The following is a 23,805-nucleotide window of genomic DNA, read 5'->3' on the forward strand; positions in this document are numbered from 1 at the left end:
ATATAAATTATTGTTTAATAATAATTGTTATGTCGTATAAGTACAAGTAAAAACCTTCCTACTTCTGATACAATGGGTTAAATAAAATCCAATTGGTGATATATGAAGTATGAAGTATTTTTACCAGATATCAAACTCAGCAGCATAATTAAGTGCTATGTTGTTATATATGATTTTACTTTACTCTCTGATATGCTTTTTTTGCCAAATGGCGGGAACTTTATAGTTTTTAACAGAGGTATTACCGGCTACTCACTTCTTAATAATAAAAAATATCAGATTCCGGAAGGGTATTCTGCAAGTATAAAAACGGCTAAATCCCAAAAAAGCATTTTGGACTTAGAAAGCATTCCGCAGGTTGAACCTGCTGTTATGATACTCGCTGAACTTCTGCCAATAGGTTTCTATAAGTTATTTAAAAAAGATGCTGCTTCTCTTTATAACCACTATCTTCCTCTTGAAACCACAATGATCAATAAATACTTTTCCAAACTCTATATGCATAAAAGTATGGAGCAGGATATTTGTTATCTGGATGATGCTTTTTTGCAAATGTATAATGACCAAAATAATTCTAGAGAATTTATAGAGGATATTTTGGAGAGAATTGAAGAGTATAATTATGAAGTGACTGTAGAGGAGTTGGCACAGGAGTTTGCCTGCAGCCGGCGTACTATAGAGCGTCAGTTTAAAAAATTCATTGGTCTTTCTCCCAAAAAATTTATTTTTGTCTGTAAGTTTTATCAGATCTTTATGGAATATATTTCTGATGGAAAGAAATTCAATGACACCCAGTACATATATAACGACAATGCACATTTAAACAAAGTCTTTCATAATATAGTCGGCCTGTCTCCCAGTCAGACTTTTGAAGATATAAATAAAAAACACACACTCAATGTATATCAGTTAAAAGTTTCAGAAGTCTGATCAATGATTAAAAAACAATTTTAATGCCTACAGGACAGTGGTCTGAACCTTCTATATAATCCAAAATAAAAGCATCTTCAAGATTTTCCGCCAAATCTTCAGATATGAAAAAATAATCAATGCGCCAGCCGACATTTTTTACTCTTGCATTGGAACGGTAGGACCACCAGCTGTATGCGTCTGTTTTGTCTCCATGGACATATCTGAATGTATCTATATATCCATGATCTAAAAATTTGTCTATCCATTCTCTTTCTATTGGGAGAAAACCGGATGTCTTGGCATTTGCTTTCGGATTTTTCAAATCTATTTCACGGTGTGCGGTATTTACATCTCCACATACAATAATACTTTTTCCCTCATCTTTGAGCTTTTCACAATAGGCTAAAAAATCATCATAAAATTTCATCTTATAGGCAAGACGCTCTTCATCCTTCTGACCGTTTGGAAAATAAACATTAAAAAGAACGATATCTCCATAATGTGTCTCAATGATACGTCCTTCATGCTTTGTATCAATGTCATTACATGGTGAGGTATAATCACTCTTTAGCATACTAAAAGTGGCTGTTCCGCTGTACCCTTTTCGTTCTCCGGAATTAATGACAACTTCTGTGAACTCTTTTTCAAACAGATTGTCTGGAATTTGCTCTTTTTGTGCTTTTATCTCTTGCAGGCATAAAATATCTGTGCTTCTTTCATCTATCCATTTAAGCGCTTCTTTGTTAGCTACAGCACGTATTCCGTTAACATTCCATGATATTATTTCTATTGAATCTGACATATAAGACCTGTACTTTTTTTTCAAAATTATAGCACAAGTCTGAGAGTACAATAGAAAAAAGTTGATGTAAATCAATCTGACAAGAATACTCTAATGTTATAATATTTTTTTATAAAAGTAAAAGGGATTAAAATGTTAATAGAATCAAAAGATGTACAACAGGTATCAAATGCAATGATGAATATTTTGCATGAAGAAGAGATAGAAATAATTAATAATTTTCACGATGCGGTACTTGCCAAAGATATTAAAAAAATAGATGAACTTTTTCAGGTTGTTTTGTTTGATGTTGAGGACCACTTCACAACAGAAGAAGATATGATGGAAGAGAGTAACTTTTATGCAATGCAAATGCATAAGAGCGAACATGACACAATGAGAGGAAAAATAAAAGATTTGTTAGAAGAGTGGAATGAAAACAAAGACCCTCAGGCAATACAGACTTTTTTGGAAGAGGAATTCAAACACTGGATTGTTTTACATGTAGCACGATGGGATTCTGAGACTGCAATGCATATCGGTGATACAATGTAATGTAAATTTCCTAAACCAGGCAGTTTAGGAAATTTTTTTAAACAAAGTCTACTTTTGCCAAGTGATGGTTGAGGCCAAGTTCAGCCGGAGTACAACCAAGTGCAAGTCCAACCATTTGCTGCATATGCAGTACAGGAAGTTCTACTTCACGACCGATCGCTTCACTTGCATGTGCAGTCTGCGTATCAAGTTTAAGGTGACAAAGCGGACATGGTGTTACCATCCAGTCGGCATTGCCATCCATCGCACCGGCAATAGCATTTCCTGTTAAAACTGCTGCAGTATGGGGTGCCTGCAATTCAACATGAAAACCACAGCATTTGTTTTTTTCATCATAATCGACAGTCTCCCCGCCACAGGCAATGATTAAGTCATCAAGTGAAGTAGGATTATAAGGGTTTTCAGCAGTTTTATGTGTTTCGTTTTGCAATTCTGAAGGGCGGATATTATGGCAACCGTAAAATGGTGCAATATTAAACTGACTTAGCGGTGTAACAACCATCTCTTTGAGTTTATCAAGTCCAAAATCATCAATAATTGCATATAAAAAGTGTGTAACATCAGAAGTACCTTTATACTCGAGACCTACTTCTGCAAGTTTTTCATTGACTTTTGCTTTGAGCTCTTCGTTGTTGTCAAGTCTGTGCTTTGTCATTGCAGTATTGAGCTGACAGGTATTACAGATAGTAACCATTGTAAGCCCGTGTTTTTCAGCATAGGCAATGTTTCTGGCATTTAAAACCAAAGATAAAAAGTCATCATAGTCTTGAAGATGGGATGCGCCACAACATGAAGCCTCAGTCAGTTCCACAAGTTCTATTCCCAGTTTTTCAGCAACTGCCATAGTTGACATCATTTGTTCAGGAGTACTTTGTTTTGCAGTACATCCTGTAAAAAGTGCGTATTTTAGTTTTTCCATTTATATTTCCTTACATTCTCACATTTATTGAACAAAGTCCAATAAATATTCAATCACTAAAGTTTTTTACTATTAGTAAAAAAGTAGCTTTTAGCTACACTCCTAAAACTTTACAGTTGATGAAGATTTTACAAGTTTTTGAATCTCATCAAGATTTTGGGATTTTGTGATACCCCACGGCGGAACAATTTTACCTTTTGTAAACATTTTAAATGCAACAGGTATATGTTTAACAATTGCCGGACCTTCAGAGTAGAGGACAAGTCCACCCTCATCAAGTACACCGTTTTTCATAATTGACTTTTTAAAGCCGACGGCATGACGAACTGCAACATTGTTTTTGGCAATACCTTCCTGGAAAGCCATTTGGTGCAGTTTTGTAATTTTACCAATAGGATTAATCTCTTTTGGACAGGCTTCGGCACATTCAAAACATTTTACACAGTCCCAGACACCCTGTTTTCTTCATTGACATCTGCGAGTCTTGATGTTGAGTTGTCCCGTACATCGGCACTGAAGCGATATGCTGCTGCAAAAGCGGCAGGACCGAAGAAATCTTCATTGATTTCAACGGCAGGACAGGCATAGTGACAGGCACCGCATTGGATACAAAGATCTGCTTCGTCAAGTTTTTCGGCATCTTCAGGTGATACAAGGTTTTCAGACTCCGGATTTTCATCAATATCTGCAACAAGGTATGGTGTGACAGCAGCGTGTTTTTCCCAGAAGTCACCTTTGTCTATAATCATGTCTTTGACAGCTCTTTTTTTACTCAGTGGTTCAATAACAAGTTCATTGCCGAAAAGTTCTACCATATCATTCATGCTCTCTTTACAGGCAAGGGTCGATCTTCCGTTTACTTTTATGGCACAGGTTCCGCAGATACCGTGACGGCAGCTTCTTCTGTATGAAAAACTTCCGTCATGATCCCATTTTATTCTGTTTAGTATATCCAATACAACTTCTTCAGAAGTCACTTCCATATCGTAATTTTCATAATATGGAAGGTAGTCTTCATCAGCATTAAAGCGAAATACTTTGAAGTTTACTTTTTGCGTAGTTATTTTATGTTCTGTACTCATAAGTTATCCTTAGTAATTTCTTTCTTTGAGTTCATGTTTGCCAAGAACAACATCCATATAATCCAATGTAATGTTCCCATTCTCATCCATATATGCCATAGTGTGTTTTAGAAAGTTTTCATCATCACGTTTTTCAAAATCTTCTCTGTAGTGTGCACCGCGACTCTCTTCTCTGGCAATAGCACTCTCTACAATAAACAAAGAGTAGTCAAGCATATGCCCAAACTCCAAAGCTTCCTGCAGTTCGGTGTTAAATACTTTTGATTTGTCTTTTATACGTACATTTTTAAATCTTTTACGAAGTTCTTTTACTGTGTCAATTGCGATTTGCAAAGTCTCTTTGCTTCTAAATGCACCTGCATTTGCAGTCATACACTGTTGCAGCTCTTCTCTTAGGGCAGGCACGCTTTCATTTCCGTTATTATTGAGTAAAAATTCAATTTCTTTGAGTGCTGTCGCCGCATCCTCTTCACTTGCTTTGCGAAGTTCAATAGTATCTACATCCCGTACCATTGTTTTACCGACAAAACGACCAAAGAGAAGGGCTTCAAGCACAGAATTTGCACCCAGGCGGTTTGCACCGTGTACTGATACACAAGAGCACTCACCTGCGGCATAAAAACCTTCTATAAATTCTTCATTGTTTTTACGGGCATGTCCGTCAATATCTACAGGAATACCACCCATAGAGTAGTGTGCCGTAGCAGAAATCAAGATAGGCTCTTTTATCATATCAAGGCCTAAAAATGTCATCGCAAGTTCACGAAGTTCAGGAAGTTTATTCATAATAAGTTCTTTCCCAAGATGTGTTACGTCAAGATATACGGCATCTTTTCTCGGTCCGACACCACGGCCTTCTCTGATCTCATTTAAAATTGCACGCGCAACAACATCACGTGATGCAAGTTCAAGAGCGTTTGGAGCATATTTCTCCATAAATCGTTCGCCTTTGGAGTTATAAAGACGGCCACCCTCACCACGAGCTGCTTCAGAAATTAAAACACCGTTTCCGGAAAGTCCTGATGGGTGAAACTGAACAAATTCCATATCTTCAAGAGGAAGACCGTGACGGGCTACAATTGAGAGTCCGTCACCTGTATTTGCATGGGCATTTGAGTTGATTTTATAGGCACGGGCATACCCGCCTGTTGCAAACATGACAGTTTTTGCATTAAAAACAGCCATTTGCATATCACGAATATTATAGGCAACGACACCTGATACTTTGCCGTCTTTATAGATGATATCAGCTGCATACCATTCATCCCAAAATTTTACACCGACACGATACGCCTGTTCATATACTGTTTGTAAAAGTGTTAACCCTGTTCTGTCTTTTGCAAAACATGCACGAGGTGATGATTGTCCTCCAAAAGGGCGCTGTGCAATTTTGCCGTCAGGTTTTCTGCTAAAAGCAGCACCCATTCTCTCTGCCCATCTGATTGTTTCAGGTGCATTTTTACACATAAATTCTACGGCGTCCTGGTCTGCCAGATAGTCAGATCCTTTTACAGTGTCAAATTCATGAAGTTCAACACTGTCTTCATCACTAAATGCTGCGTTGATTCCACCTTGAGCTGCACCGGAGTGACTTCTCAAAGGATGTACCTTTGTTATAACAGCAACTTTTTTTCCTGCATTTTGCAATTCTCTTGCTGCTGCACATCCTGCAAGGCCTGCACCAACTATAATCGCATCGTAAGTATAAATAGGAATACTCATTAACCCATCCTTCAATAAAGAACTAAAATAATGCTGATTATAGCGTGAATAGTCTTAGGCTAGGTTAAATGCAGTATTTGTTTTTGTGAAGTTTGTGTTTGTTACTATTTGAGACATGTGACTCTTTACATCTCTCTTTGGGCTAAGTCTCTTAGTTGGAAAATTCTATTGTTTCCTGTTGTTTTTGCATATTCTAAAATTTCCTTTGCCTGTTTTATTGCCTCTTCAAGTGAAGTGTTGTTCGGTTTGATGACAAATCCGCCTGTTACAGTTATATGTATAGGACCGTGACCAGGTGCATTAAATTTGAGTTCAGAAATACTCTCTCGTATTATTTCCATATCTTTGAAAAGCTGTTCTTTTGATGAGCGTGAAAGAACGACTGTAAATTGATTGTAGTCTGTTCTCGCGATGACATCTATGGGTTGCTCATGCAAAGAAACAGTGTAAGCAACTTTACGCAGTATTGCCTGTGTGACTTCCTGGGTAAAGGCCTGTTGGATTTTGAAAAATTATCCACCTCAAGAACAGTAACAGCTGTAAAGTTGCTGTCTTTGAGTCCTTTTTTTGCTCCATAAGAGTTTACAAGACCTTTGTAGTTGTTTATTTCTGTTACAGGATCAAGCATGCTGGGGTTGTTCTGAACAACAGTTTTTCTGTTCATCCTCAGTGCAATAGCGTCAGCCTCGAGTGAAAAAATTTCATAATCGCTTTTAGTTTTATCAACCTGAAACAGGTACTCAATATCCTGTAAAATGGCCGTCAGCATTTTTCTGTACCAAAATGTTGCAAATAAAATAAGAAAGAAAGTGATAATTACCAGGATTTTTATAATATCAAATTTTTGCTGATTATAGGTTAGACTTTTAAACAGCATAGTATCTATCTGCTGTATTATTTCATTCAGTGATCTGTCTAATTCTGCTTTTGCTTCTTTTGCAAGTTTTTTATTTTTTGATCCGACATAATATTTATGTGCCGCATTGTTAAATTTGTCAGTTAATACAGAAAGTCTTTGTAAGTCATCAAAATACTCTTTCTCATTTCTCAGTATATATCTGTCTGTAATGTTGTATTTATAAAGCATTTTCAGTTTGTCGATTTCTTGATGCAGCTGTGTGCTTTTTCCGTTAAACTGTATAAGTGCCAGTTCTATATCGTCCGTATCCAAGTGTGTGAGTGTTTGAATAATCTTTTTTTGATTGTTCAAATTATTGACTTTATCAAAAGAGAGTTGTTCTTCAAATGTAAGCAAAACAGCCAAAGACGCCAAAAAGAAGATAAAAAGCAGATAAAATTTTAAGTGTTCAAAAATTCTTTTAATAGAATATTTCATAGTATGTTTTTCCTAATAATGTTATAATGGCGTTATATTCTATATCGGCAGTAATTAATATATGCTTAATAAAAAGAAGTCTTATTGAATTTAGAAAATTATTTTATATCACAATTTAACAGTAAACACATTGGTGACGACGGTGCATTGATTGACAATATTGTCTATTCCAAAGATGCATTTTTTGAAAACGTGCATTTTAAACGCAGCTGGATGAGTTGTTTCCAAATTGCCCAAAAAGCAATGCTTGTAAATATTTCTGATGCGGTTGCAATGAATGCTGTGCCGAAATATGCACTGTTTAAGTGTTGCAATGCCAAAGAATATGACAAAAGCAGAAATGAAAGATTTGGCTGACGGATTTAAATCAGTCGCAAAGCAGTACAATATAGAAATTATCGGCGGTGATACAATCAGCAATACAAAGCTTGATATCACTGTAACCGTTATTTCCAAAACAAAAAAGCCACTCTTGCGCACCAGAGTCAGAGAAAATTATCTTTTTGCTTTTACCGGGGAGCTTGGGCGCTCGGCAAAAGATTTGAAAAAACTGCAAAACCTGGGGAAAATCCACAGAAAATCAAAATTTGTTCATATCAGATTAAGAAATGATTTTGTCACCAAAAGTATAAATGTTTTAAAAGCGGGTATGGATATATCGGATGGTTTATGCAGTGATTTGGGTAAAATTGCATCACTGAACAAAACAGGCGTGCAGTTTATAAAAAAAATACCTAAGCATATTGCATGTAGCGGGGAAGAGTATGAAATGCTGATTGCTTTTGATGCAAGGGATCTCAAAAAAATCAAAATGTATGCCAGACAAACCAGAACAAAACTGACAGTTTTTGCAAAAGCTGTAAGAAACAAATATACAAACAGATGTAAAGCACATCATTTTTAAGGAACAGAGAAATATGGACAGATTTTATTCACTTGCACATGCAAGTATTGATTTTCACTTTAAACAGACTCCCCGTGATTTTGTAGTTGAGGAGATACCTTTATATGAATTTTCGGGAGAAGGGGAGCATTTAATACTGCAGGTAAGAAAGAAGAACCTCTCTACAAATGAAATGATAGGACAAATTGCCCGTTATCTGGGTATAAAAAACAAAGAAATAGGCTATGCCGGGCTTAAGGATAAAAATGCGATGACAGTGCAGTATATCTCTTTGCATAAAAAACATGAAGAGGCTTTGGAAAATTTCAATTTTGACGGAATAAAAATTCTTTCAAAAACATACCATAACAACAAGTTGAGAATAGGGCATCTAAAAGGCAATCGTTTTTATATTAAGCTGAAAAAGGTCAATCCTACAAGTGCTGAAAAAATTGATGAAGCATTAAAAAATATAGAAAAATTCGGGTTGCCGAATTTTTTCGGGTATCAAAGATTCGGAAATGACGGAGATAACCATATTCTGGGAGAAAAGTTGGCAAAAGGAGAGGCAAGAGAGCGTAATCCCAGAGTCAAACGTCTCCTTATCAATGCCTATCAGAGTCATCTGTTTAATCTTTGGCTCTCAAGAAGACTTGAGATCAATACGCTTGTGAACAGTTTTAAGGCTGAAGAGATCGAGAGTTTGTTAAACATGCCAAACGAAGAAGTCAAAAAGATGAAAGATCAGAAGCATCCTTTTAAACTTATCAGCGGTGATGTTATGGAACACTATCCGCATGGAAGACTTTTTGACTTTGAAGGCGCAAAAGAAGATTTAGAAAGATTTAATGCACGCGACATCTCTGTTACAGGACTTTTGTGCGGGAAAAAAGTACGCCATGCCACAGAAATTGCAGGAGACATTGAAAAAGACTATGATGATGAAATCAATGCTGACGGAGCCAGGCGCTATGCCTGGGTCTTTCCAACGGAGATAGAAGGGCGTTTCAACAAACACGAAGCACAGTATGAAATGAACTTCACACTCCCTAAAGGTTCGTATGCCACAGTTTTAATAGAAGAAATTGCCAAAAGGAAAATAAATGAATAAGAGACATATCACATCAGCCGTATCCCAGCTGTTCGGTAAATTTGCAAATAAAGAATTTCCGCACTGGTTTCAAAAAATTGTAAACTATTCCTATGTAAAACTGATGGGACTCGATATGAGTGAATTCCATGACCCGGGTACCTATAAGAGTCTGAACGCGCTCTTTACAAGAAGACTCAAAGAGCCAAGAAAATTTTCTTTGAATGCAGAAGATTTTATTGCACCCTGTGATTCTTTGATTACGGAGTGCGGCAGACTTATTGACGATTATGCTTTACAAATCAAAGGCATGCGCTATAAAACTGATAATTTGCTTGGAAAAAATTTTACACAGGCAGAAAAAGATTATGTGCATAACGGAGAATTTGTAAATTTTTATCTTTCTCCAAAAGACTATCATCGGTATCATATTCCGATGAATCTGCAGGTACTTAAAGCTGTACACATTCCGGGAAAATTTTATCCTGTTAATATCCCTTCGTTGAAAAAACGTTTGAATCTTTTTATAGAAAATGAGAGAGTTGTGCTGCTGTGTAAGACACAAGAAGGAAAATATTTTTACATTATCCTTGTGAGTGCATTGAATGTCGGCGTTATGAAAATAAGTTTTGAGACGCGTATACAGACAAATGCAGATGTACAAGAGGAACAGGTGTATGAGTTTGAAAACCTTTATCTTGACAAAGGTGAAGATTTTGGCTGTTTTGAAATGGGCTCTACCATTGTCATATTGGCCGAAGAAGATATGCTAAAACTTTTAGTCAAAGAAAATGACAAAGTAAAGTTTGGAGATACAATAGCAAAATATAACTCCAAATAATATTTTTTATTTATGTTACAAATATACTCATGTATATCAATGTCTTTTGCTTTTCTTAAATTCTTGATTTAAATCAATCATTTATAATTTTTTCAATGCTATTATAAAAACGTTAGTAAATATGTTGAGAACATTGTAAAGTGTTTAACTACTTTTAAAAATAGTGAGGAGAAAATATGTCACTTTCAAGAAGAGAATTTCTTAAAAGTTCAGCGGCAGCTTCTGCAGCAGCAGCTATTGGTATGACTGTACCAGCAGAACTGAATGCAGCAGCAGCGAAAGCTGAAAATAATTGGAGATGGGACAAGGCAGCTTGTCGTTTCTGTGGTACCGGTTGCGGGATTATGCTCGCAACTACGGGAGATGGTAAAGATAGAAAAATTGTTGCGGTCAAAGGGGATCCTGCTGCGCCGGTTAATCGTGGTCTTAACTGTATTAAAGGTTACTTTAATGCGAAAATCATGTATGGTGCGGACAGACTGACACAGCCGCTTCTTCGTGTAAATGACAAAGGCGAATTTGACAAAAAAGGGAAATTCGCACCGGTTTCATGGAAACGAGCGTATGATGAGATGGAAAAAAACATCAGAAAAGCACTCAAAGAAAAAGGTCCTGAAGGGGTAGCTGTATTTGCTTCTGGACAGTATACAATTATGGAAGGATATGCTGCCCAAAAAATGATGAAAGGCGGATTCAGATCCAATGCGATTGACCCGAATGCCCGTCACTGTATGGCATCTGCTGTTGTCGGTTTTTACCAGACATTCGGTATAGATGAGCCATCAGGTTGTTATGATGATATTGAATTGACAGATACAATCGTAACCTGGGGTTCAAACATGGCGGAAATGCACCCGATTTTATGGTCTCGTGTAACAGACAGAAAACTTTCAGACCCTGAACGTGTAAAAGTGGTCAATATTCAGACCTATACACACCGTACCTGCGATTTGGGTGACTTTAACATTATTTTTAGACCAAACACTGACCTTGCATTATGGAACTATCTTGCTCGTGAGATTGTGTACAACCATCCAGAAGCCATTGACTGGGATTTCATCAAGAAAAATATTATCTTTGCAGCAGGTCCTGTAAATATCGGATACGGTTTCAGACGTGCAGGTGAAAAATCTGTTACTCCGGTAAGACCTGACGGCAGTGCCGGAAAATATGATGCAAAAGAGATGGAAATTTACAATAAAGAGATGAGTAAGGTTGTCTCAGAATTAGAAGGTCCTGCGTTAGAACCATATGGTTATAAAGCCGGTGATACTATGAAAAACACTGCCGGTACTTTAAAACACTGGGAAATTTCTTTTGAAGAGTATAAAAAATCTTTAGAACCATATACATTGGAGTATACGGCAAAACTTTGTAAAGGTGATCCTGAAGAATCACTTGACAGCTTTAAGAAAAAGTTGCAGGATTTGGCAGCGCTTTACATTGAAAAAGACAGAAAAGTTGTCAGTTTCTGGACAATGGGTATGAATCAACATACACGTGGAACATGGGACAATACACTTTCATACAATGTTCACTTTATGTTAAACAAACAGGCACGTCCTGGCTCTGGAGCATTTCATTAACTGGACAGCCTTCGGCTTGTGGTACTGCTCGTGAAGTCGGTACGTTTGCACACAGACTGCCTGCAGATATGATGGTAAAAAATCCAAAGCACAGAGCTATTACAGAGAAAGGCTGGCATATTCCTGCTGGAACACTGAATCCTGTCGGAAATCAGCATATTATGAAAATTCACAGAGATATTGAAGACGGTGTTGTAAAATTTGCATGGGTGAATGTGTGTAATGCATATCAAGACAGTGCCAATGCAAAACACTGGATTAAAGCGGCTCGTGAATGGATAACTTCATCGTAACATCAGACGGGTATCCGGGTATATCTGCAATGGTATCTGATTTGATTTTGCCGTCTGCTATGATTTATGAAAAATGGGGTGCATACGGAAATGCAGAACGCCGTTCACAGCACTGGAGACAACAGGTTCTTCCTGTAGGTGATGCGATGAGTGACACCTGGCAGTGGGTAGAGCTTTCAAAAAGATTTACGGTAGATGATCTGTGGGGGCCTTATACACTGAGAAACGGTAAAAAACTTGCTGATGTAAGAGAAAAAGCCTATGCAATGGGGTATAAACCAGATACGACTATGTATGAAATTCTTTTTGGAAATGAAAGAGCGAAGAAAAACTATCCGTTGGCATTGGATCAGTTTCCACAAAAAGGGTATGACAACTCAGAATGTCTCGGTGATGCAAGAAATGTTGTCGGAAGTGACGGTAAAGTTTTCAAAGGCTACGGCTTTATGATTCACCAGTACCTTTGGGAAGAGTATGCATCATTTGGTAGAGGTCACGGGCATGACTTGGCAGACTTTGTTACCTACCATAAAGTTCGTGGTCTTAAATGGCCAGTTGTTAATGGCAAAGAGACTGCATGGAGATTTAATGTAAAATTTGATCCGTATGCGGCAAAACATGCAAAAGAAAACGGAAGAGGCAGTGAATTTGCATTCTACGGTCCACTTGCCAAAGCATTACCACACGGTAATTTAACAGGTGTACAAGACAAAAAGAAAAAACCGTTAACAGACAAAGCAAAAATCTTTGCCCGTCCGTATATGGATCCGCCGGAAATGCCGGATGAAAATTATGATTTATGGTTGTGTACAGGACGTGTGCTTGAGCACTGGCACTCTGGAACAATGACGATGCGTGTGCCTGAGTTGTACCGTGCTGTTCCTGAAGCGCTTGTCTATATGAATCCTAAAGCTGCTGAGGAAAGAGGACTCAAAGACAATGATTTATGCTGGGTTGAATCTCGTCGTGGTAGAGTAAGAGCTCGTGTTGAGACGCGTGGACGTAACAGACCGCCAAAACCTTTGGTATTTGTTCCATGGTTTGATGAGCGTGTGTTTATCAATAAAGTAACATTGGATCAAACCTGTCCTATGTCAAAACAGACAGACTTTAAAAAATGTGCTGTAAAAATTTATAAAGCATAGACAATAAAGAATTTACAATGAAAAAAGAAGCACTCAGCGACAGAAGAAAATTTATCTTAAATATGGCCAGAGGTGTTGGCTATGCTGCGATTGGCGGATTTTTATGGAGCGCGTATCTTGATGATGCGAAAGCTTCGCCGCTGATACTGCGTCCGCCTGCGGCTATAAAGGAAGAAGATTTTCTCAAAACCTGTATCAAATGCGGATTATGTGTTGAAGCATGCCCGTATGATACATTGATGCTGGCTAAACCCGGTGATCACAGACCTATAGGGACACCATACTTTATTCCAAGGGATATTCCCTGCTATATGTGTGAAGATATTCCTTGTGTTCCTGTCTGTCCGAGCGGTGCGCTGGATGAGTCGAGTGTAACTGTAAACGGTCATCTTGATATTAATACAGCAGATATGGGATTGGCAGTCATTGATGAAAACAGCTGTATCGCTTTTTGGGGAATTCAATGTGATGCATGTTATCGAGCTTGTCCTATCTTAGGACAAGCCATAACGGTAGAATATTCTAAAAATGAAAGAACCGGAAAACACGCATTTTTAAAACCTGTGGTGCATGCAGATGCCTGTACAGGCTGCGGAATGTGTGAACATGCCTGTGTGACAGAAAAACCGGCTATCTTTATACTGCCTCGTGAAGTGGCAATGGGGAAAGCCGGCAGTCACTACATCAAAGGCTGGGATAAAAAAGATGAGTCAAGACTAAAAGATGCTCATGCGATTCATACTACAACAAATGTAAGTAAAAGAAAAGCGGTTGACAAGCTTAACAGTGGTTTGGAAGGTTTGTTAGATGAGTAAACTATGGAATAACTATAGATATCTTATTTTAAGAAGATTTACACAAATTGGAATATTAATTCTATTTTTCGGTGCAAATGCCTGGGGATGGAAGATACTTGAAGGAAACCTCAGTTCATCCGAACTATTTGGAATTGTTCCGATGAGTGATCCTTATGCAGTGTTGCAGATGGTGGCAGCAGGTGCCGTTGTCGCAAGTGATTTACTTATAGGAGTGGCAGTTGTTGCACTGTTTTATTTTTTAATAGGCGGAAGAGCGTTCTGTTCTTGGGTTTGTCCTATTAATATGGTGACAGACAGTGCTAATTATTTAAGAAGAGTATTTGATATTGATAGAGCGCAAATAACAAAACAACCAATTACAAGAAATGTAAGATATTGGATTTTGGGTATTAGTTTAATAGTTTCGGCCTTTATGGGTATAGCAGCTTTTGAATTTGTATCGCCAATATCAATGATGCACAGAGGTCTTGTCTTTGGTATGGGCTTTGGCTGGGCAGCTATCGGTATGATATTTCTTTTTGATTTGTTTGTCCTTAAAAATGGTTGGTGTGGTCATATATGTCCACTCGGTGGATTTTATTCACTTTTAGGAAAGTTTAGTTTTATTAGAGTGCATCATCTGGAAGAAAACTGTACACTTTGTATGAAATGTAAAGTAGTTTGTCCTGAAAAACAAGTACTTCATATGATAGGCAAAGAATCACTTCCTGTACTCTCAGGAGAGTGTACAAATTGTGCCAGATGTATAGAAGTATGTGATGATGATGCTTTAAGGTTCTCAATAAGAGATTTTATTCAAAATAAAAAAATGGGAGAGTAAAATGAAAATTTTAACAAAGATTACGATCGGTTTTACAACTGCAGCTTTATTACTCGTTGGATGTAATAACAATGCACAGGTAAAACCTCAGGAAAAAACACAGGTAAAACCTATAATAGATGAAAGTCAGTTAGGATACAGAGGGACAACTGATCTTTTAAAAGAAGATGTTGTTCCGCCTAAAGTAGAATATCATTCGGCTGCACCGGGAACTTCAAAGAAGTTTAAGCGAGCTTATCAGGATGCTCCGCCGATGATTCCACATGATACAACTGGAATGTTGCCGATTACAAAAGACAACAATCAGTGTTTGATGTGTCATATGCCGGATATGGCGCCATCTATGGGTGCTACACCAATTCCTGTTTCACACTTTACAAATTTTAGACCGCATACCTCTGTCAAAGGTGATAAAATTTTGAAAAACGGAAAAGTGGTTAAAAATACTTCTTCTGAAACACAGGAAAATGTCTCTATAAAAGTGGATAAAGATGAAAAACATCTGTATGCAGGAAGATTTAACTGTACACAGTGTCATGCACCTCAAGCAACAAACATGCTGGTTGACCAAAACAGTTTTAGACCTGTTTATACAGATCCAAACGGTGCTTCCAAATCATCTTGGGATCAATCCAAGTGGATGAAAAATATTGATACTGCAAAGTAAATAAACAAATGGAAAGAAGAGAGCTTTTTAGCTTTCTCTCTTCCTCTGTAAAAGAGGCAGCAGAGAAAAATAAAAATGAAACAGTCATTATACGTCCACCGTATTTTAATGATGCTGATGCTTTTGTTACAGAGTGTCAAAACTGTGAAGCGCAGTGCGCTACTTTGTGTCAAGAGCAGATTATTATTATCGGAGAAGACAGAACACCTTACTTGGATTTTAGCAAAAGAGGCTGTACATATTGTGATGAGTGTGCAACAGCCTGTCCCAGTGATGTTCTTCTGGTTGAAAACAAAAGGAAAATTTTTGCTGATATTGTGATAAATCAGGATAAATGTTTGAGTTGGCAGGGTGTTATGTGTTTTTCATGTAAAGACCCCTGTCTGGAAGATGCCATAGATTTTAAGGCAATGTTTATGCCTGAAATCAATGGCAAATGCACAAGTTGCGGTTTTTGTATCAGCAGATGCCCGGCGGATGCTATTGATATTGAGAAGGTAAGTGAATGAAATATCTTGTTTTTCTACTAATGGTCATTTCAGGCATACATGCAAAAGGTTTAATACAGCCGGAGTATATTTATAAGGTTTCATCAGGACTTGTAACAGATGTTTTATATAAGAAACAAAAACTCTATTGTGCTACTGATGACGGAAAAATAGAAATTTTTAATACAAAAAGCAAAAAAAATATACAGGCAATCAAGTTAGACAAAATTAAAGATTTTATGGGAGATGCAATAGATTCTAAAATATTTTCTATTGATCTGATTAATGGCTCTTTGTTGATACTTTCTCAAGATAACGGAGGATACAGCAGAGTTCATATTTACAATTCTTCAGCTTTACATGTAATCATTTCAGGAGATGACAGACTCAACATTATCAAAGCAAAATTTATAGACAAAGAGAATATATTGATTGCATTAATCAGTAATGACATTATCTCTTATAATATTAAATCAAAAAAGAAAAACTGGACAACACAGGCTTCTATGTCCAAGTTTTCCAATTTTGCACTTAATAATGACAAAACATTAGTGGCTATTGCGGATGAAAGTGGAGATGTGCATCTTATTTCCACCAAGGAGGGCAAGCATGTAAAAACACTTCATGGAGACAATGTCGACAATATTTTCAGCATTGATTTTAAAGGTGAAGTGGTTTTAACAGGAGGACAGGACAGACGTGTAGGAGTGTATAATCTGAAAAACGGCGATGCCTACTATAAAATGTCACACTTTTTTGTATATGGAGTAGGACTCAGCCCAAGCGGGAAAACAGCTGCATACAGCAGTGATATAAACAACGATGTAGAACTTTTTGATACAACGACAAGAGAGGTTTTGGGAAAATACAAAGCTGATAAAATGATTGTCAACAGTATCTATTTTATCAACGAAAAAGAGTTTTTTATAAACAGCAGTTCGCCTAGAGTAGGGTATTATAAAATCAAATAAGGAGTAGTGGATGATGGAGTTTACACAAAGTGAATTTTTAGTTGAAACTGAAGTTCCCCAAGATGAATTAATCATTTCAAGAACAGATTTATCAGGGAGAATTACCTATGCAAATGAAACATTTTGTGAAATAAGCGGATATTCTCAAAATGAAATCATCGGTAAACCCCACAGTATCGTGAGGCATCCTGATATGCCGGATGCAACATTTGAAGATTTGTGGAATACTATAAAAGCCGGAAAACAGTGGAAAGGCGTAGTAAAAAATCTCAGAAAAGATAGAGGTTTTTACTGGGTTGAGGCTCTTGTTTCGGGTGTCTATAAAAAAGGCGAGCTGGTTGAATACAAATCACTCAGAAGTCCCGTTTCTTATGCAACAAAGTTAAAATATCAAAGATTATATGATAAAATGAGAAGTGAAAAGAACGAAAGAATAAGAAAAATAATTTACAGTTAAATTGTAGTTGCACTAGTGCAATGAGCTTCCTGCTGAAGGAAACATAGCGTTAGCGTAGATGACAGAATTACTTCTGGCATCGTAATAAAAGAATGAAGGAGGTTTCCTTCATTTTATAAAATAAAATTAAGGAAAAGATAATATGAATGTTTCAAGTATAGTGGTACAGACAGTACCGAAGTTTTTAGATGAAGTGGTGCAGAGTTTAAAAGAGTGTGAGGTTTGTGATTATCATTTACATGATGAAAAAGGCCGTATTATCATTACAATAGAAGGTAAAGATGTCAGTGAAGAGCTTGGAAAACTGAAAGTGATAGAGGCTATTCCTCATGTGATTGCGGCTGATATGCAGATGGCATATTCAGAAGATGAACTCGATGCAAATATAAAAGTGATTAATGAATCAGATGCCGTGCCAAATCTACTCAAAGATGAAAATGTTGAGATTGACAGAGTCGTGTACCATGGGGATTTAAAGAAAAAAGATTCTCAGTTGCAAGAGTTTGCAAAAAGCCTGAGTAATCCTGACGGAGTTGAGTAATGGCAGTTATTTTTACAGCTACTATCAAACTGGATGATACCGGAAAATGGTTTATAGAACTTAAAGATGAAGCAGACGGTAGAAGTGAAATTTGCTTTGATATGGATGAGTTTGAAAAAAACATTGAAAAACTCGGTGATGACTATGGTGGATACATTGATGAAGTGAAATGGCAAAAAGATGACAATGTGCCTCCTTTTGTTATGGATGAAATCAGAGTTCTTATGGCAGAACACCGTGCAAAGATAGAAGAAGAGAGAGGGGAACCGATTACACCTGTTGCTCAGGAAAACAAGGAGTAAATCTAAAAACTTGATTTATATCAAGAATTACATAAGTTATATAAGTTATAATTTATGTGAATTTAAAAAAGGAAGAGAAATGAAAAAATTACTACTTTCAATGGCAGCATTGCCATTAGTAATCGGTGGATTAAGTGTAAGTGCAAGTGCAGACGGGATTAATATTTTAGACAATATTAAACTAAAAGGCCAAATTCGTCCTCGTTATGAGAGTGTTGATGACGGAAAAGCAACAACGACAAATGCGAGTGCATATACTGTACGTACAAAATTAACAGCAACAGCGAATCTCCTTGGTGTAGATGGTCTTTCTGCAAGTATTGGTATGATTTCTGTAAATAATTTAGGCTCGCATGAGTACAACTGGAATGGAACATCTTATACAGACGGAACAAAACCATATTCAGTGGTGATGGACCCTCAACAGGCAATGATTTCAAATGCTGAAATTAATTACAGTGTTGATAAAACAACAGTACATGTAGGGCGCAGTCAAATAAATCTTGACAACCAAAGATTTATCGGCACAGTCGGCTGGAGACAGTTCGAACGTTCTTATGATACAGTGTTTGTTGCAAATAATTCTATTAAGAATCTTTCAGTATTAGTTGCGTGGGTTTATGGTTTTCAGGGTGTAATCGCCGGACCGACTGCTGATACGAACAGTGTGCTCGTACATGCTGCATATAAAGTAATGCCGGAACTGAAAGTAACTGCATATGACTATATGATAGCCGGTGCACATGATACTTACGGTATTGCATTGACAGGAAAAGTAAAGACAGGTATGGCAAAACTCAGCTACCGTGCTGAATATGCTTTACAAAAAGATTCTACTATGGAAATCCATAACAGTAACGGAAAAGCAGATGCTTCTTACTATAATTTGGATTTGGGTGCAAATGTAAACGGTATTCTAGCCGGTGTTAATTATGAGTTTTTAAGTGGTACTACCGGAACAGACGGAAAAACAAACTTTAACCCTATGCTGGGAACAAATCATAAATTTAACGGTTGGGCGGATGTCTTTTATGTAGGAAACAGCGGACCACTCGGCGGTTTAAAAGATTTTAATGTCCGTTTAGGCTATACTGCAAAAGGTCTTGGCAAGTTGCTTGCAGTCTATCACACATTTACAGCGGATAAAACGATGGGTGGGCTCGATGACTTAGGTTCTGAGTTTGATGCAGTATATACAAATAAAATTCCTGGAGTAAATAACTTAACAGGTCTTTTAAAGTATGCTGATTATTCAAAAGGTACAGTTGCAGGATATACAAACGACATTCAAAAAATCTGGGTTGGTTTAGACTATAAATTTGCTACAAAATAAAAAGCAAATTTCATATTAACTCTAAGCGTTAAGTTTTTTAGAAACAAGGTTTCAGTCTAGTCTTTATAGGCACAAAGCCCGCACTAAAGTACGGGTTCCGAAAAAACTGATTAGGTTTTTCGGAACCTAGACTTTATTCTAGGCTGATTTGTTTAAAAGTTTATATATTCCTTACATCACACATTAAATCTGAAGTGCATAATATCACCGTCTTGAACAATATACTCTTTTCCTTCCAATCTCATTTTTCCGGCTTCTTTGGCTTTTGCTTCACCGCCGCAGGCTATAAAATCTTCATAGGCAATCACTTCGGCACGTATGAAACCTTTTTCAAAGTCGTTATGGATGGCTGCAGCTGCTTTTGGAGCAGTTGAATTTTTTCTGATTGTCCAGGAACGTACCTCTTTGACCCCAGCTGTAAAGTAGCTCATAAGACCGAGTTTGTCAAAGCCTTTATGTATGATTTGTTCTAGTCCTGATTCTTCTACACCTAAATCTGTTAAAAATTCCTGTGCTTCCTCATCTTCAAGACCTATAAGCTCTTCTTCAACTTTTGCACACAGTTTAATGAGTTCACAGTTGTTCTTTTGCGCATGTTCACGAAGCGCTTTTACGTATTTGTTGTCTTCTAGCAATCCGTCTTCGTCTGTATTTGCACCGTACATAATCTCTTTGTCGGTTAAAAAACGCACTTCACGGTTAAGCTGGCGATACTCATCAGAGTCGGCTTTTTCAAAGTTGCGTGCTAAATTCCCTTCACCCAGAAACTCTAAAAGCTCTTCCGCCATTTCTAAAACAGTTTTTGCACTTTTATCAGCTTTTGCCTGTTTTTTAAGTCTCTCGATTCGATTTGCAAGCACTTCAATATCAGCCAAAATCAATTCACCTTCGATGATTTCAACGTCACGCAGAGGATCAATGCTTCCTTCATTATGTACAATATTTTCATCTTCAAAACATCTGACAATCTGTAAAATCACTTCTGTCTCGCGTATGTTTGAAAGAAATTTGTTTCCAAGACCTTCGCCTTTGCTGGCACCTTTTACAAGCCCTGCGATGTCAACAAAATCAATAGTAGAATATTGAATTCTTTCAGGATTGACTATTTTTGCAAGTTCATGCAGTCTTTTGTCAGGAACAGGCACAACAGCCTTGTTTGGCTCTATTGTACAAAATGGGTAGTTGGCTGCCTCCGCGTTTTGTGCCTTTGTTAGTGCATTAAAAGTTGTTGATTTACCGACGTTTGGAAGTCCGACTAAGCCTATTGCTAATCCCATGATAACCCTTTAGAAATATTTTTTGAAATTATATCTAAGTAAATTTAAAATTAAGAGTGGTACAATAGGTTAAAAGTTAAAGGATGAATAAATGAGTGTACTTTTAGAATTTTCAATGTTTCCGACATCTGATAACTGTCGAGATGGCAGTTCCGTATCAAAACAGGTGGCTAAGATAGTAGACGCTATAGATAAAAGCGGCGTAGCATACCAACTTACCCCGATGGGAACAGTTGTAGAAACAAAGACAATGCGTGAGGCTTTAGACATCATTGAACTTGCGTATGAGCAGGTAAGCGGTTGCGACAGAGTCTATTCCTCACTAAAATTTGATATACGAAAAAACACGAAAAACAGACTGACTTCAAAGATTAAGTCCATAGAAACACAACTAAAGAGAGAAGTCCAAAAATAATGGACTTCCAGCTTTAGCCTAATGTTTTTCTGACAATTTTTACAGCTTCAACCATATTTTGCAAAGAGGGCTTCACTTCTTCCCATTTACGTGTTTTCAGTCCACAGTCAGGATTTATCCATAACTGCTCTTTTGGAAGTACCTCTAAGAGTGAATGAATCTGTGTGACAATCTCTTCTACAGATGGAATTCTTGGTGAATGAATATCATAAACACCTGGACCTACTTCCTGTTTATAGCCGACTTTTGCAAAAATTTTCAACAATTCATTTCCGCTTCTCGCCGTTTCTATTGAGATAACGTCCGCATCCATAGCTTCTATGGTTGCAATAATGTCATTAAATTCACTGTAGCACATATGCGTATGAATCTGTGTCTCTTGTTTTGCACAGCTTACCGAAAGCTTGAAGTCTCTTACAGCCCAATCTTCATACCCTTGCACTTTTGCTTTTCGCAAAGGATAGCCCTCTTTAAATGCAGCTTCGTCAACCTGAATTATTTGTATACCGGCATTTTGCAAATCATCTACTTCGTCACAGATTCCAAGTGCAATTTGCTTGCTGACTTCACTACGCTCCATATCATCCCGCACAAATGACCAGTTTAAAATCGTGACAGGGCCTGTGAGCATACCTTTCATTATTTTTTTTGTTTTGCTCTGTGCATAGGTGATCCACTCTACTGTCATTGGCTTTGGACGGGATATATCACCGTAAATAAAAGGCGGTTTCACACAGCGGCTTCCATAGCTCTGCACCCAGCCGTTTTGGGAAAAGCCATAACCCTGAAGCTGTTCTCCAAAGTATTCAACCATATCATTGCGTTCTGGTTCCCATGGACTAAAATTTCAAGCCCGCACTCTTCTTGAAAAGCTACACAGTCATCTATATATTTTTTCATCTCATTTTTATAGCTTTTTTCATCCAAGTTGCCATTTTTATATTCCCGTCTGGCATGTCTTATTTCAGGTGTTTGCGGAAATGAACCGATAGTTGTTGTAGCAAGTGGCAAATATTGCAGTTTTTCTTTTTGAAGCTTTATTCTCTGTTCATATTTTCCTTCACGTTCATATTTATCAATATTGTTGATTCTCTCTTGTACGTTTTCATCATGAATCAGTTTTGAAGTTCTTCTGGAAATGTTTGCTTCTTGGTTTTCTTTTAAAAACTGAAGCTCATTTGCATCTAATGCTTCTTGAGAGTGAAAAAATATTTTACTGATAAGCGCAATTTCATCAAGTTTTTCAATACCGTAACTTAGCCAATTTTTTATTTCAGGATTCATTTTCTCTTCATATTTCAGGCTAAAGGGTACATGCAGCAAAGAACAGGAAGAAGAAACCAGGATATTATTTTTGTTTACATGTAAAGCGATGCTATTAAGCAGATTGACACTCTTCTCAATATCGTTTTTCCAAATGTTTCTTCCGTCAACTACGCCTGCAATAAGCATTTTGTCAGATTTGGCAATGAGTTCAAGTGAATCAAAGTTTTCTTTGCCATATAAAAAATCAAGTCCAAGAGCCCAAACAGGAGTATGCAAAAGAATTTTTGTTGCTTCGCATGAGTGTTCAAAATATGTTACAACTGCAATTTTTATATTTTTAGAAACATTGGCAAGTTTGTCATAGGTCGGTTTTATAAGGCTCAGCACTGTTGTCTCAAGATCTTTTACAAATATAGGTTCATCAATTTGCAAAGTAACACTCTCATCAAGTTTGGCTATTTCTTGAAGAAGATCTTCATATACAGCCAAAATTTTAGAATACAATTCATAAGTATCACCACCGTCTGCTCTTTTTGAAAGCCCTAAAAATGTCAATGGTCCTATGATGTTAATTTTACATGTAAACCCCTGTTTTTTTGCTTCTTTATATTCTGATATGATTTTATCGGCATTTAATTCGTACTCATCTTCAAGTGATAATTCAGGAACGATGTAGTGGTAGTTTGTATTAAACCATTTTGTCATCTCCATCGCTAGGGCATCTTTGTTGCCTCTTGCCATTGCAAAATAGCGTTCTTCCCCCTGCAGATGTGTAAAGCGCTTTGGCACAGCATTTAATGTGACTGCCATATCAAGCATGTTGTCATAAAAGGAAAAATCATTTGTGCTGATATATTCTATACCTGCATTATTTTGATAGTTCCAGTGTCTTTGCTTCAATGTTTTTGCTACTTTTTCAACTTCACTAAAGCTGCTTTTTTTTGCCCAATAGCTCTCAAGGGCAAATTTCAGTTCTCTTTGTTCTCCGATTCTTGGAAATCCTACTACATACGTATTTTTTGACATAACAATATCCTTTGATTTAAGTCATTTCTGACAATATTTGTATTTGTTTTTATAAAGTTTTTTGATTAAATGATTAGGATATTGAAAGGGGAGGGTGAATACCGCTGCGGCGAAATGCGAAACATACCGTATAAAACGGGCATCTTGGAATATAGTGGTTGAGTAAAACCATCAATTTTGATTTAATGGTAAAGAAGAGATGGCAATGACACGGTTTTGAGCTGTGAAACAATGCTAATGCAGTTGCAAGAAACAGTTCTTTTAGTGACATTCTCTCTC

General features: G+C 37.1%; 23 protein-coding genes and 3 pseudogenes. 17 read left to right on the top strand and 9 right to left on the bottom strand.

Features of this window, described 5'->3' with window-relative positions:
- The first annotated feature begins 102 nt into the window (after window positions 1-102).
- Window positions 103-930 carry a helix-turn-helix domain-containing protein gene (locus MLC44_RS06040; RefSeq protein WP_434658814.1) on the top strand — a complete coding sequence of 276 codons (828 nt, stop codon included), beginning with the start codon at window positions 103-105 and terminating at the stop codon, window positions 928-930.
- 7 nt (window positions 931-937) lie between these two features.
- Here MLC44_RS06040 and MLC44_RS06045 read toward each other — a convergent pair whose 3' ends face one another.
- Window positions 938-1,714, bottom strand: coding sequence for an exodeoxyribonuclease III (locus MLC44_RS06045; protein ID WP_151900406.1), 777 nt, complete (start codon window positions 1,712-1,714; stop codon window positions 938-940).
- A gap of 132 nt (window positions 1,715-1,846) precedes the next feature.
- Here MLC44_RS06045 and MLC44_RS06050 point away from each other — a divergent pair, with 132 nt between their 5' ends.
- Entirely contained in the window at window positions 1,847-2,248 is a 402-nt protein-coding gene (locus MLC44_RS06050; RefSeq protein WP_151900405.1) for a hemerythrin family protein, read from the top strand.
- 37 nt (window positions 2,249-2,285) lie between these two features.
- Here the strand turns inward: MLC44_RS06050 and MLC44_RS06055 are convergent, their stop codons facing one another.
- The 5 genes and pseudogenes from MLC44_RS06055 to MLC44_RS06075 all read right to left on the bottom strand — a co-directional run bounded on the left by MLC44_RS06055 (window position 2,286) and on the right by MLC44_RS06075 (window position 7,307).
- Entirely contained in the window at window positions 2,286-3,167 is an 882-nt protein-coding gene (locus tag MLC44_RS06055; protein WP_151900404.1) for a CoB--CoM heterodisulfide reductase iron-sulfur subunit B family protein, read from the bottom strand.
- A gap of 102 nt (window positions 3,168-3,269) precedes the next feature.
- Window positions 3,270-4,249, bottom strand: a pseudogene (locus MLC44_RS06060) (succinate dehydrogenase/fumarate reductase iron-sulfur subunit).
- Between the two features lie 9 nt (window positions 4,250-4,258).
- Complete coding sequence (gene sdhA, locus MLC44_RS06065; protein WP_418641369.1) at window positions 4,259-5,971, bottom strand: succinate dehydrogenase flavoprotein subunit; 1,713 nt, start codon at window positions 5,969-5,971, stop codon at window positions 4,259-4,261.
- Window positions 5,972-6,096: 125 nt separating this feature from the next.
- Window positions 6,097-6,474 (bottom strand): GGDEF domain-containing protein, encoded by a 378-nt coding sequence (locus tag MLC44_RS06070; RefSeq protein WP_434658869.1) that lies wholly within the window; start codon window positions 6,472-6,474, stop codon window positions 6,097-6,099.
- On the bottom strand, window positions 6,390-7,307 hold the full coding sequence (locus MLC44_RS06075) for a hypothetical protein (RefSeq protein ID WP_434658815.1): 918 nt from the start codon (window positions 7,305-7,307) through the stop codon (window positions 6,390-6,392). Before MLC44_RS06075 ends, MLC44_RS06070 begins: the two co-directional genes overlap by 85 nt.
- Window positions 7,308-7,391: 84 nt before the next feature.
- Here MLC44_RS06075 and MLC44_RS06080 point away from each other — a divergent pair, with 84 nt between their 5' ends.
- The 14 genes and pseudogenes from MLC44_RS06080 to MLC44_RS06145 all read left to right on the top strand — a co-directional run bounded on the left by MLC44_RS06080 (window position 7,392) and on the right by MLC44_RS06145 (window position 19,542).
- Window positions 7,392-7,664 carry an AIR synthase related protein gene (locus MLC44_RS06080; RefSeq protein WP_434658816.1) on the top strand — a complete coding sequence of 91 codons (273 nt, stop codon included), beginning with the start codon at window positions 7,392-7,394 and terminating at the stop codon, window positions 7,662-7,664.
- Window positions 7,633-8,211 (top strand): thiamine-phosphate kinase, encoded by a 579-nt coding sequence (locus tag MLC44_RS06085; RefSeq protein ID WP_434658817.1) that lies wholly within the window; start codon window positions 7,633-7,635, stop codon window positions 8,209-8,211. The genes MLC44_RS06080 and MLC44_RS06085 overlap by 32 nt, the downstream gene beginning before the upstream one ends.
- A 13-nt stretch (window positions 8,212-8,224) precedes the next feature.
- Window positions 8,225-9,301: a tRNA pseudouridine(13) synthase TruD gene (truD, locus tag MLC44_RS06090; RefSeq protein WP_434658818.1), complete on the top strand. Its 1,077-nt coding sequence runs from the start codon at window positions 8,225-8,227 to the stop codon at window positions 9,299-9,301.
- Entirely contained in the window at window positions 9,294-10,121 is an 828-nt protein-coding gene (locus MLC44_RS06095) for a phosphatidylserine decarboxylase (RefSeq protein WP_151900398.1), read from the top strand. The genes truD and MLC44_RS06095 overlap by 8 nt, the downstream gene beginning before the upstream one ends.
- Before the next feature lie 176 nt (window positions 10,122-10,297).
- Window positions 10,298-13,145 (top strand): annotated as a pseudogene (gene napA, locus MLC44_RS06100) (nitrate reductase catalytic subunit NapA).
- A 17-nt stretch (window positions 13,146-13,162) separates the two neighbouring features.
- Window positions 13,163-13,960: a ferredoxin-type protein NapG gene (gene napG, locus MLC44_RS06105; protein WP_151900396.1), complete on the top strand. Its 798-nt coding sequence runs from the start codon at window positions 13,163-13,165 to the stop codon at window positions 13,958-13,960.
- Window positions 13,953-14,783 (top strand): quinol dehydrogenase ferredoxin subunit NapH, encoded by an 831-nt coding sequence (gene napH, locus MLC44_RS06110; protein ID WP_151900395.1) that lies wholly within the window; start codon window positions 13,953-13,955, stop codon window positions 14,781-14,783. Before napG ends, napH begins: the two co-directional genes overlap by 8 nt.
- A gap of 1 nt (window position 14,784) precedes the next feature.
- A complete protein-coding gene (locus MLC44_RS06115) occupies window positions 14,785-15,450 on the top strand; it encodes a nitrate reductase cytochrome c-type subunit (RefSeq protein WP_434658819.1) in 666 nt (221 codons plus the stop codon).
- An 8-nt stretch (window positions 15,451-15,458) separates the two neighbouring features.
- Entirely contained in the window at window positions 15,459-15,959 is a 501-nt protein-coding gene (locus MLC44_RS06120) for a ferredoxin-type protein NapF (protein ID WP_151900393.1), read from the top strand.
- The gene (locus MLC44_RS06125; RefSeq protein ID WP_346388721.1) at window positions 15,956-16,909 is read left to right on the top strand and encodes a WD40 repeat domain-containing protein; all 954 of its coding nucleotides are present in this window, start codon (window positions 15,956-15,958) and stop codon (window positions 16,907-16,909) included. The genes MLC44_RS06120 and MLC44_RS06125 overlap by 4 nt, the downstream gene beginning before the upstream one ends.
- A gap of 13 nt (window positions 16,910-16,922) precedes the next feature.
- Entirely contained in the window at window positions 16,923-17,366 is a 444-nt protein-coding gene (locus tag MLC44_RS06130; protein WP_151901521.1) for a PAS domain-containing protein, read from the top strand.
- Between the two features lie 142 nt (window positions 17,367-17,508).
- Window positions 17,509-17,907, top strand: coding sequence for a chaperone NapD (locus tag MLC44_RS06135; protein ID WP_151900391.1), 399 nt, complete (start codon window positions 17,509-17,511; stop codon window positions 17,905-17,907).
- On the top strand, window positions 17,907-18,209 hold the full coding sequence (locus tag MLC44_RS06140) for a hypothetical protein (RefSeq protein ID WP_346388722.1): 303 nt from the start codon (window positions 17,907-17,909) through the stop codon (window positions 18,207-18,209). The genes MLC44_RS06135 and MLC44_RS06140 overlap by 1 nt, the downstream gene beginning before the upstream one ends.
- Window positions 18,210-18,288: 79 nt before the next feature.
- Entirely contained in the window at window positions 18,289-19,542 is a 1,254-nt protein-coding gene (locus tag MLC44_RS06145) for a hypothetical protein (protein WP_151900389.1), read from the top strand.
- 176 nt (window positions 19,543-19,718) lie between these two features.
- Here MLC44_RS06145 and ychF read toward each other — a convergent pair whose 3' ends face one another.
- Window positions 19,719-20,819, bottom strand: a complete 1,101-nt coding sequence (gene ychF / locus MLC44_RS06150; RefSeq protein WP_434658820.1) for a redox-regulated ATPase YchF — start codon at window positions 20,817-20,819, stop codon at window positions 19,719-19,721.
- Between the two features lie 91 nt (window positions 20,820-20,910).
- Between ychF and MLC44_RS06155 the strand changes: the two genes are divergently transcribed.
- On the top strand, window positions 20,911-21,234 hold the full coding sequence (locus MLC44_RS06155; protein ID WP_151900387.1) for an MTH1187 family thiamine-binding protein: 324 nt from the start codon (window positions 20,911-20,913) through the stop codon (window positions 21,232-21,234).
- A 13-nt stretch (window positions 21,235-21,247) separates the two neighbouring features.
- Here the strand turns inward: MLC44_RS06155 and metE are convergent.
- Window positions 21,248-23,526, bottom strand: a pseudogene (gene metE, locus MLC44_RS06160) (5-methyltetrahydropteroyltriglutamate--homocysteine S-methyltransferase).
- 73 nt (window positions 23,527-23,599) lie between these two features.
- Window positions 23,600-23,797 (bottom strand): hypothetical protein, encoded by a 198-nt coding sequence (locus MLC44_RS06165; protein ID WP_151900385.1) that lies wholly within the window; start codon window positions 23,795-23,797, stop codon window positions 23,600-23,602.
- Window positions 23,798-23,805: the final 8 nt, after the last annotated feature.

The sequence above is a fragment of the Sulfurimonas sp. NW9 genome (assembly GCF_051132275.1).
GTDB lineage: Bacteria > Campylobacterota > Campylobacteria > Campylobacterales > Sulfurimonadaceae > Sulfurimonas > Sulfurimonas hydrogeniphila.

Excerpts from the sequence above, each read along its gene's own strand:
- MLC44_RS06115 (WP_434658819.1), top strand. The coding sequence starts at position 14,785 with ATGAAAATTTTAACAAAGATTACGATCGGTTTTACAACTGCAGCTTTA.
- MLC44_RS06140 (WP_346388722.1), top strand. The coding sequence starts at position 17,907 with ATGGCAGTTATTTTTACAGCTACTATCAAACTGGATGATACCGGAAAA.
- MLC44_RS06055 (WP_151900404.1), bottom strand. The coding sequence starts at position 3,167 with ATGGAAAAACTAAAATACGCACTTTTTACAGGATGTACTGCAAAACAA.
- MLC44_RS06050 (WP_151900405.1), top strand. The coding sequence starts at position 1,847 with ATGTTAATAGAATCAAAAGATGTACAACAGGTATCAAATGCAATGATG.
- MLC44_RS06075 (WP_434658815.1), bottom strand. The coding sequence starts at position 7,307 with ATGAAATATTCTATTAAAAGAATTTTTGAACACTTAAAATTTTATCTG.
- truD (WP_434658818.1), top strand. The coding sequence starts at position 8,225 with ATGGACAGATTTTATTCACTTGCACATGCAAGTATTGATTTTCACTTT.
- napH (WP_151900395.1), top strand. The coding sequence starts at position 13,953 with ATGAGTAAACTATGGAATAACTATAGATATCTTATTTTAAGAAGATTT.
- MLC44_RS06040 (WP_434658814.1), top strand. The coding sequence starts at position 103 with ATGAAGTATGAAGTATTTTTACCAGATATCAAACTCAGCAGCATAATT.
- MLC44_RS06095 (WP_151900398.1), top strand. The coding sequence starts at position 9,294 with ATGAATAAGAGACATATCACATCAGCCGTATCCCAGCTGTTCGGTAAA.
- MLC44_RS06165 (WP_151900385.1), bottom strand. The coding sequence starts at position 23,797 with ATGTCACTAAAAGAACTGTTTCTTGCAACTGCATTAGCATTGTTTCAC.
- ychF (WP_434658820.1), bottom strand. The coding sequence starts at position 20,819 with ATGGGATTAGCAATAGGCTTAGTCGGACTTCCAAACGTCGGTAAATCA.
- MLC44_RS06135 (WP_151900391.1), top strand. The coding sequence starts at position 17,509 with ATGAATGTTTCAAGTATAGTGGTACAGACAGTACCGAAGTTTTTAGAT.
- MLC44_RS06085 (WP_434658817.1), top strand. The coding sequence starts at position 7,633 with ATGACAAAAGCAGAAATGAAAGATTTGGCTGACGGATTTAAATCAGTC.
- napG (WP_151900396.1), top strand. The coding sequence starts at position 13,163 with ATGAAAAAAGAAGCACTCAGCGACAGAAGAAAATTTATCTTAAATATG.
- MLC44_RS06120 (WP_151900393.1), top strand. The coding sequence starts at position 15,459 with ATGGAAAGAAGAGAGCTTTTTAGCTTTCTCTCTTCCTCTGTAAAAGAG.
- MLC44_RS06145 (WP_151900389.1), top strand. The coding sequence starts at position 18,289 with ATGAAAAAATTACTACTTTCAATGGCAGCATTGCCATTAGTAATCGGT.
- sdhA (WP_418641369.1), bottom strand. The coding sequence starts at position 5,971 with ATGAGTATTCCTATTTATACTTACGATGCGATTATAGTTGGTGCAGGC.
- MLC44_RS06125 (WP_346388721.1), top strand. The coding sequence starts at position 15,956 with ATGAAATATCTTGTTTTTCTACTAATGGTCATTTCAGGCATACATGCA.
- MLC44_RS06130 (WP_151901521.1), top strand. The coding sequence starts at position 16,923 with ATGGAGTTTACACAAAGTGAATTTTTAGTTGAAACTGAAGTTCCCCAA.
- MLC44_RS06045 (WP_151900406.1), bottom strand. The coding sequence starts at position 1,714 with ATGTCAGATTCAATAGAAATAATATCATGGAATGTTAACGGAATACGT.
- MLC44_RS06155 (WP_151900387.1), top strand. The coding sequence starts at position 20,911 with ATGAGTGTACTTTTAGAATTTTCAATGTTTCCGACATCTGATAACTGT.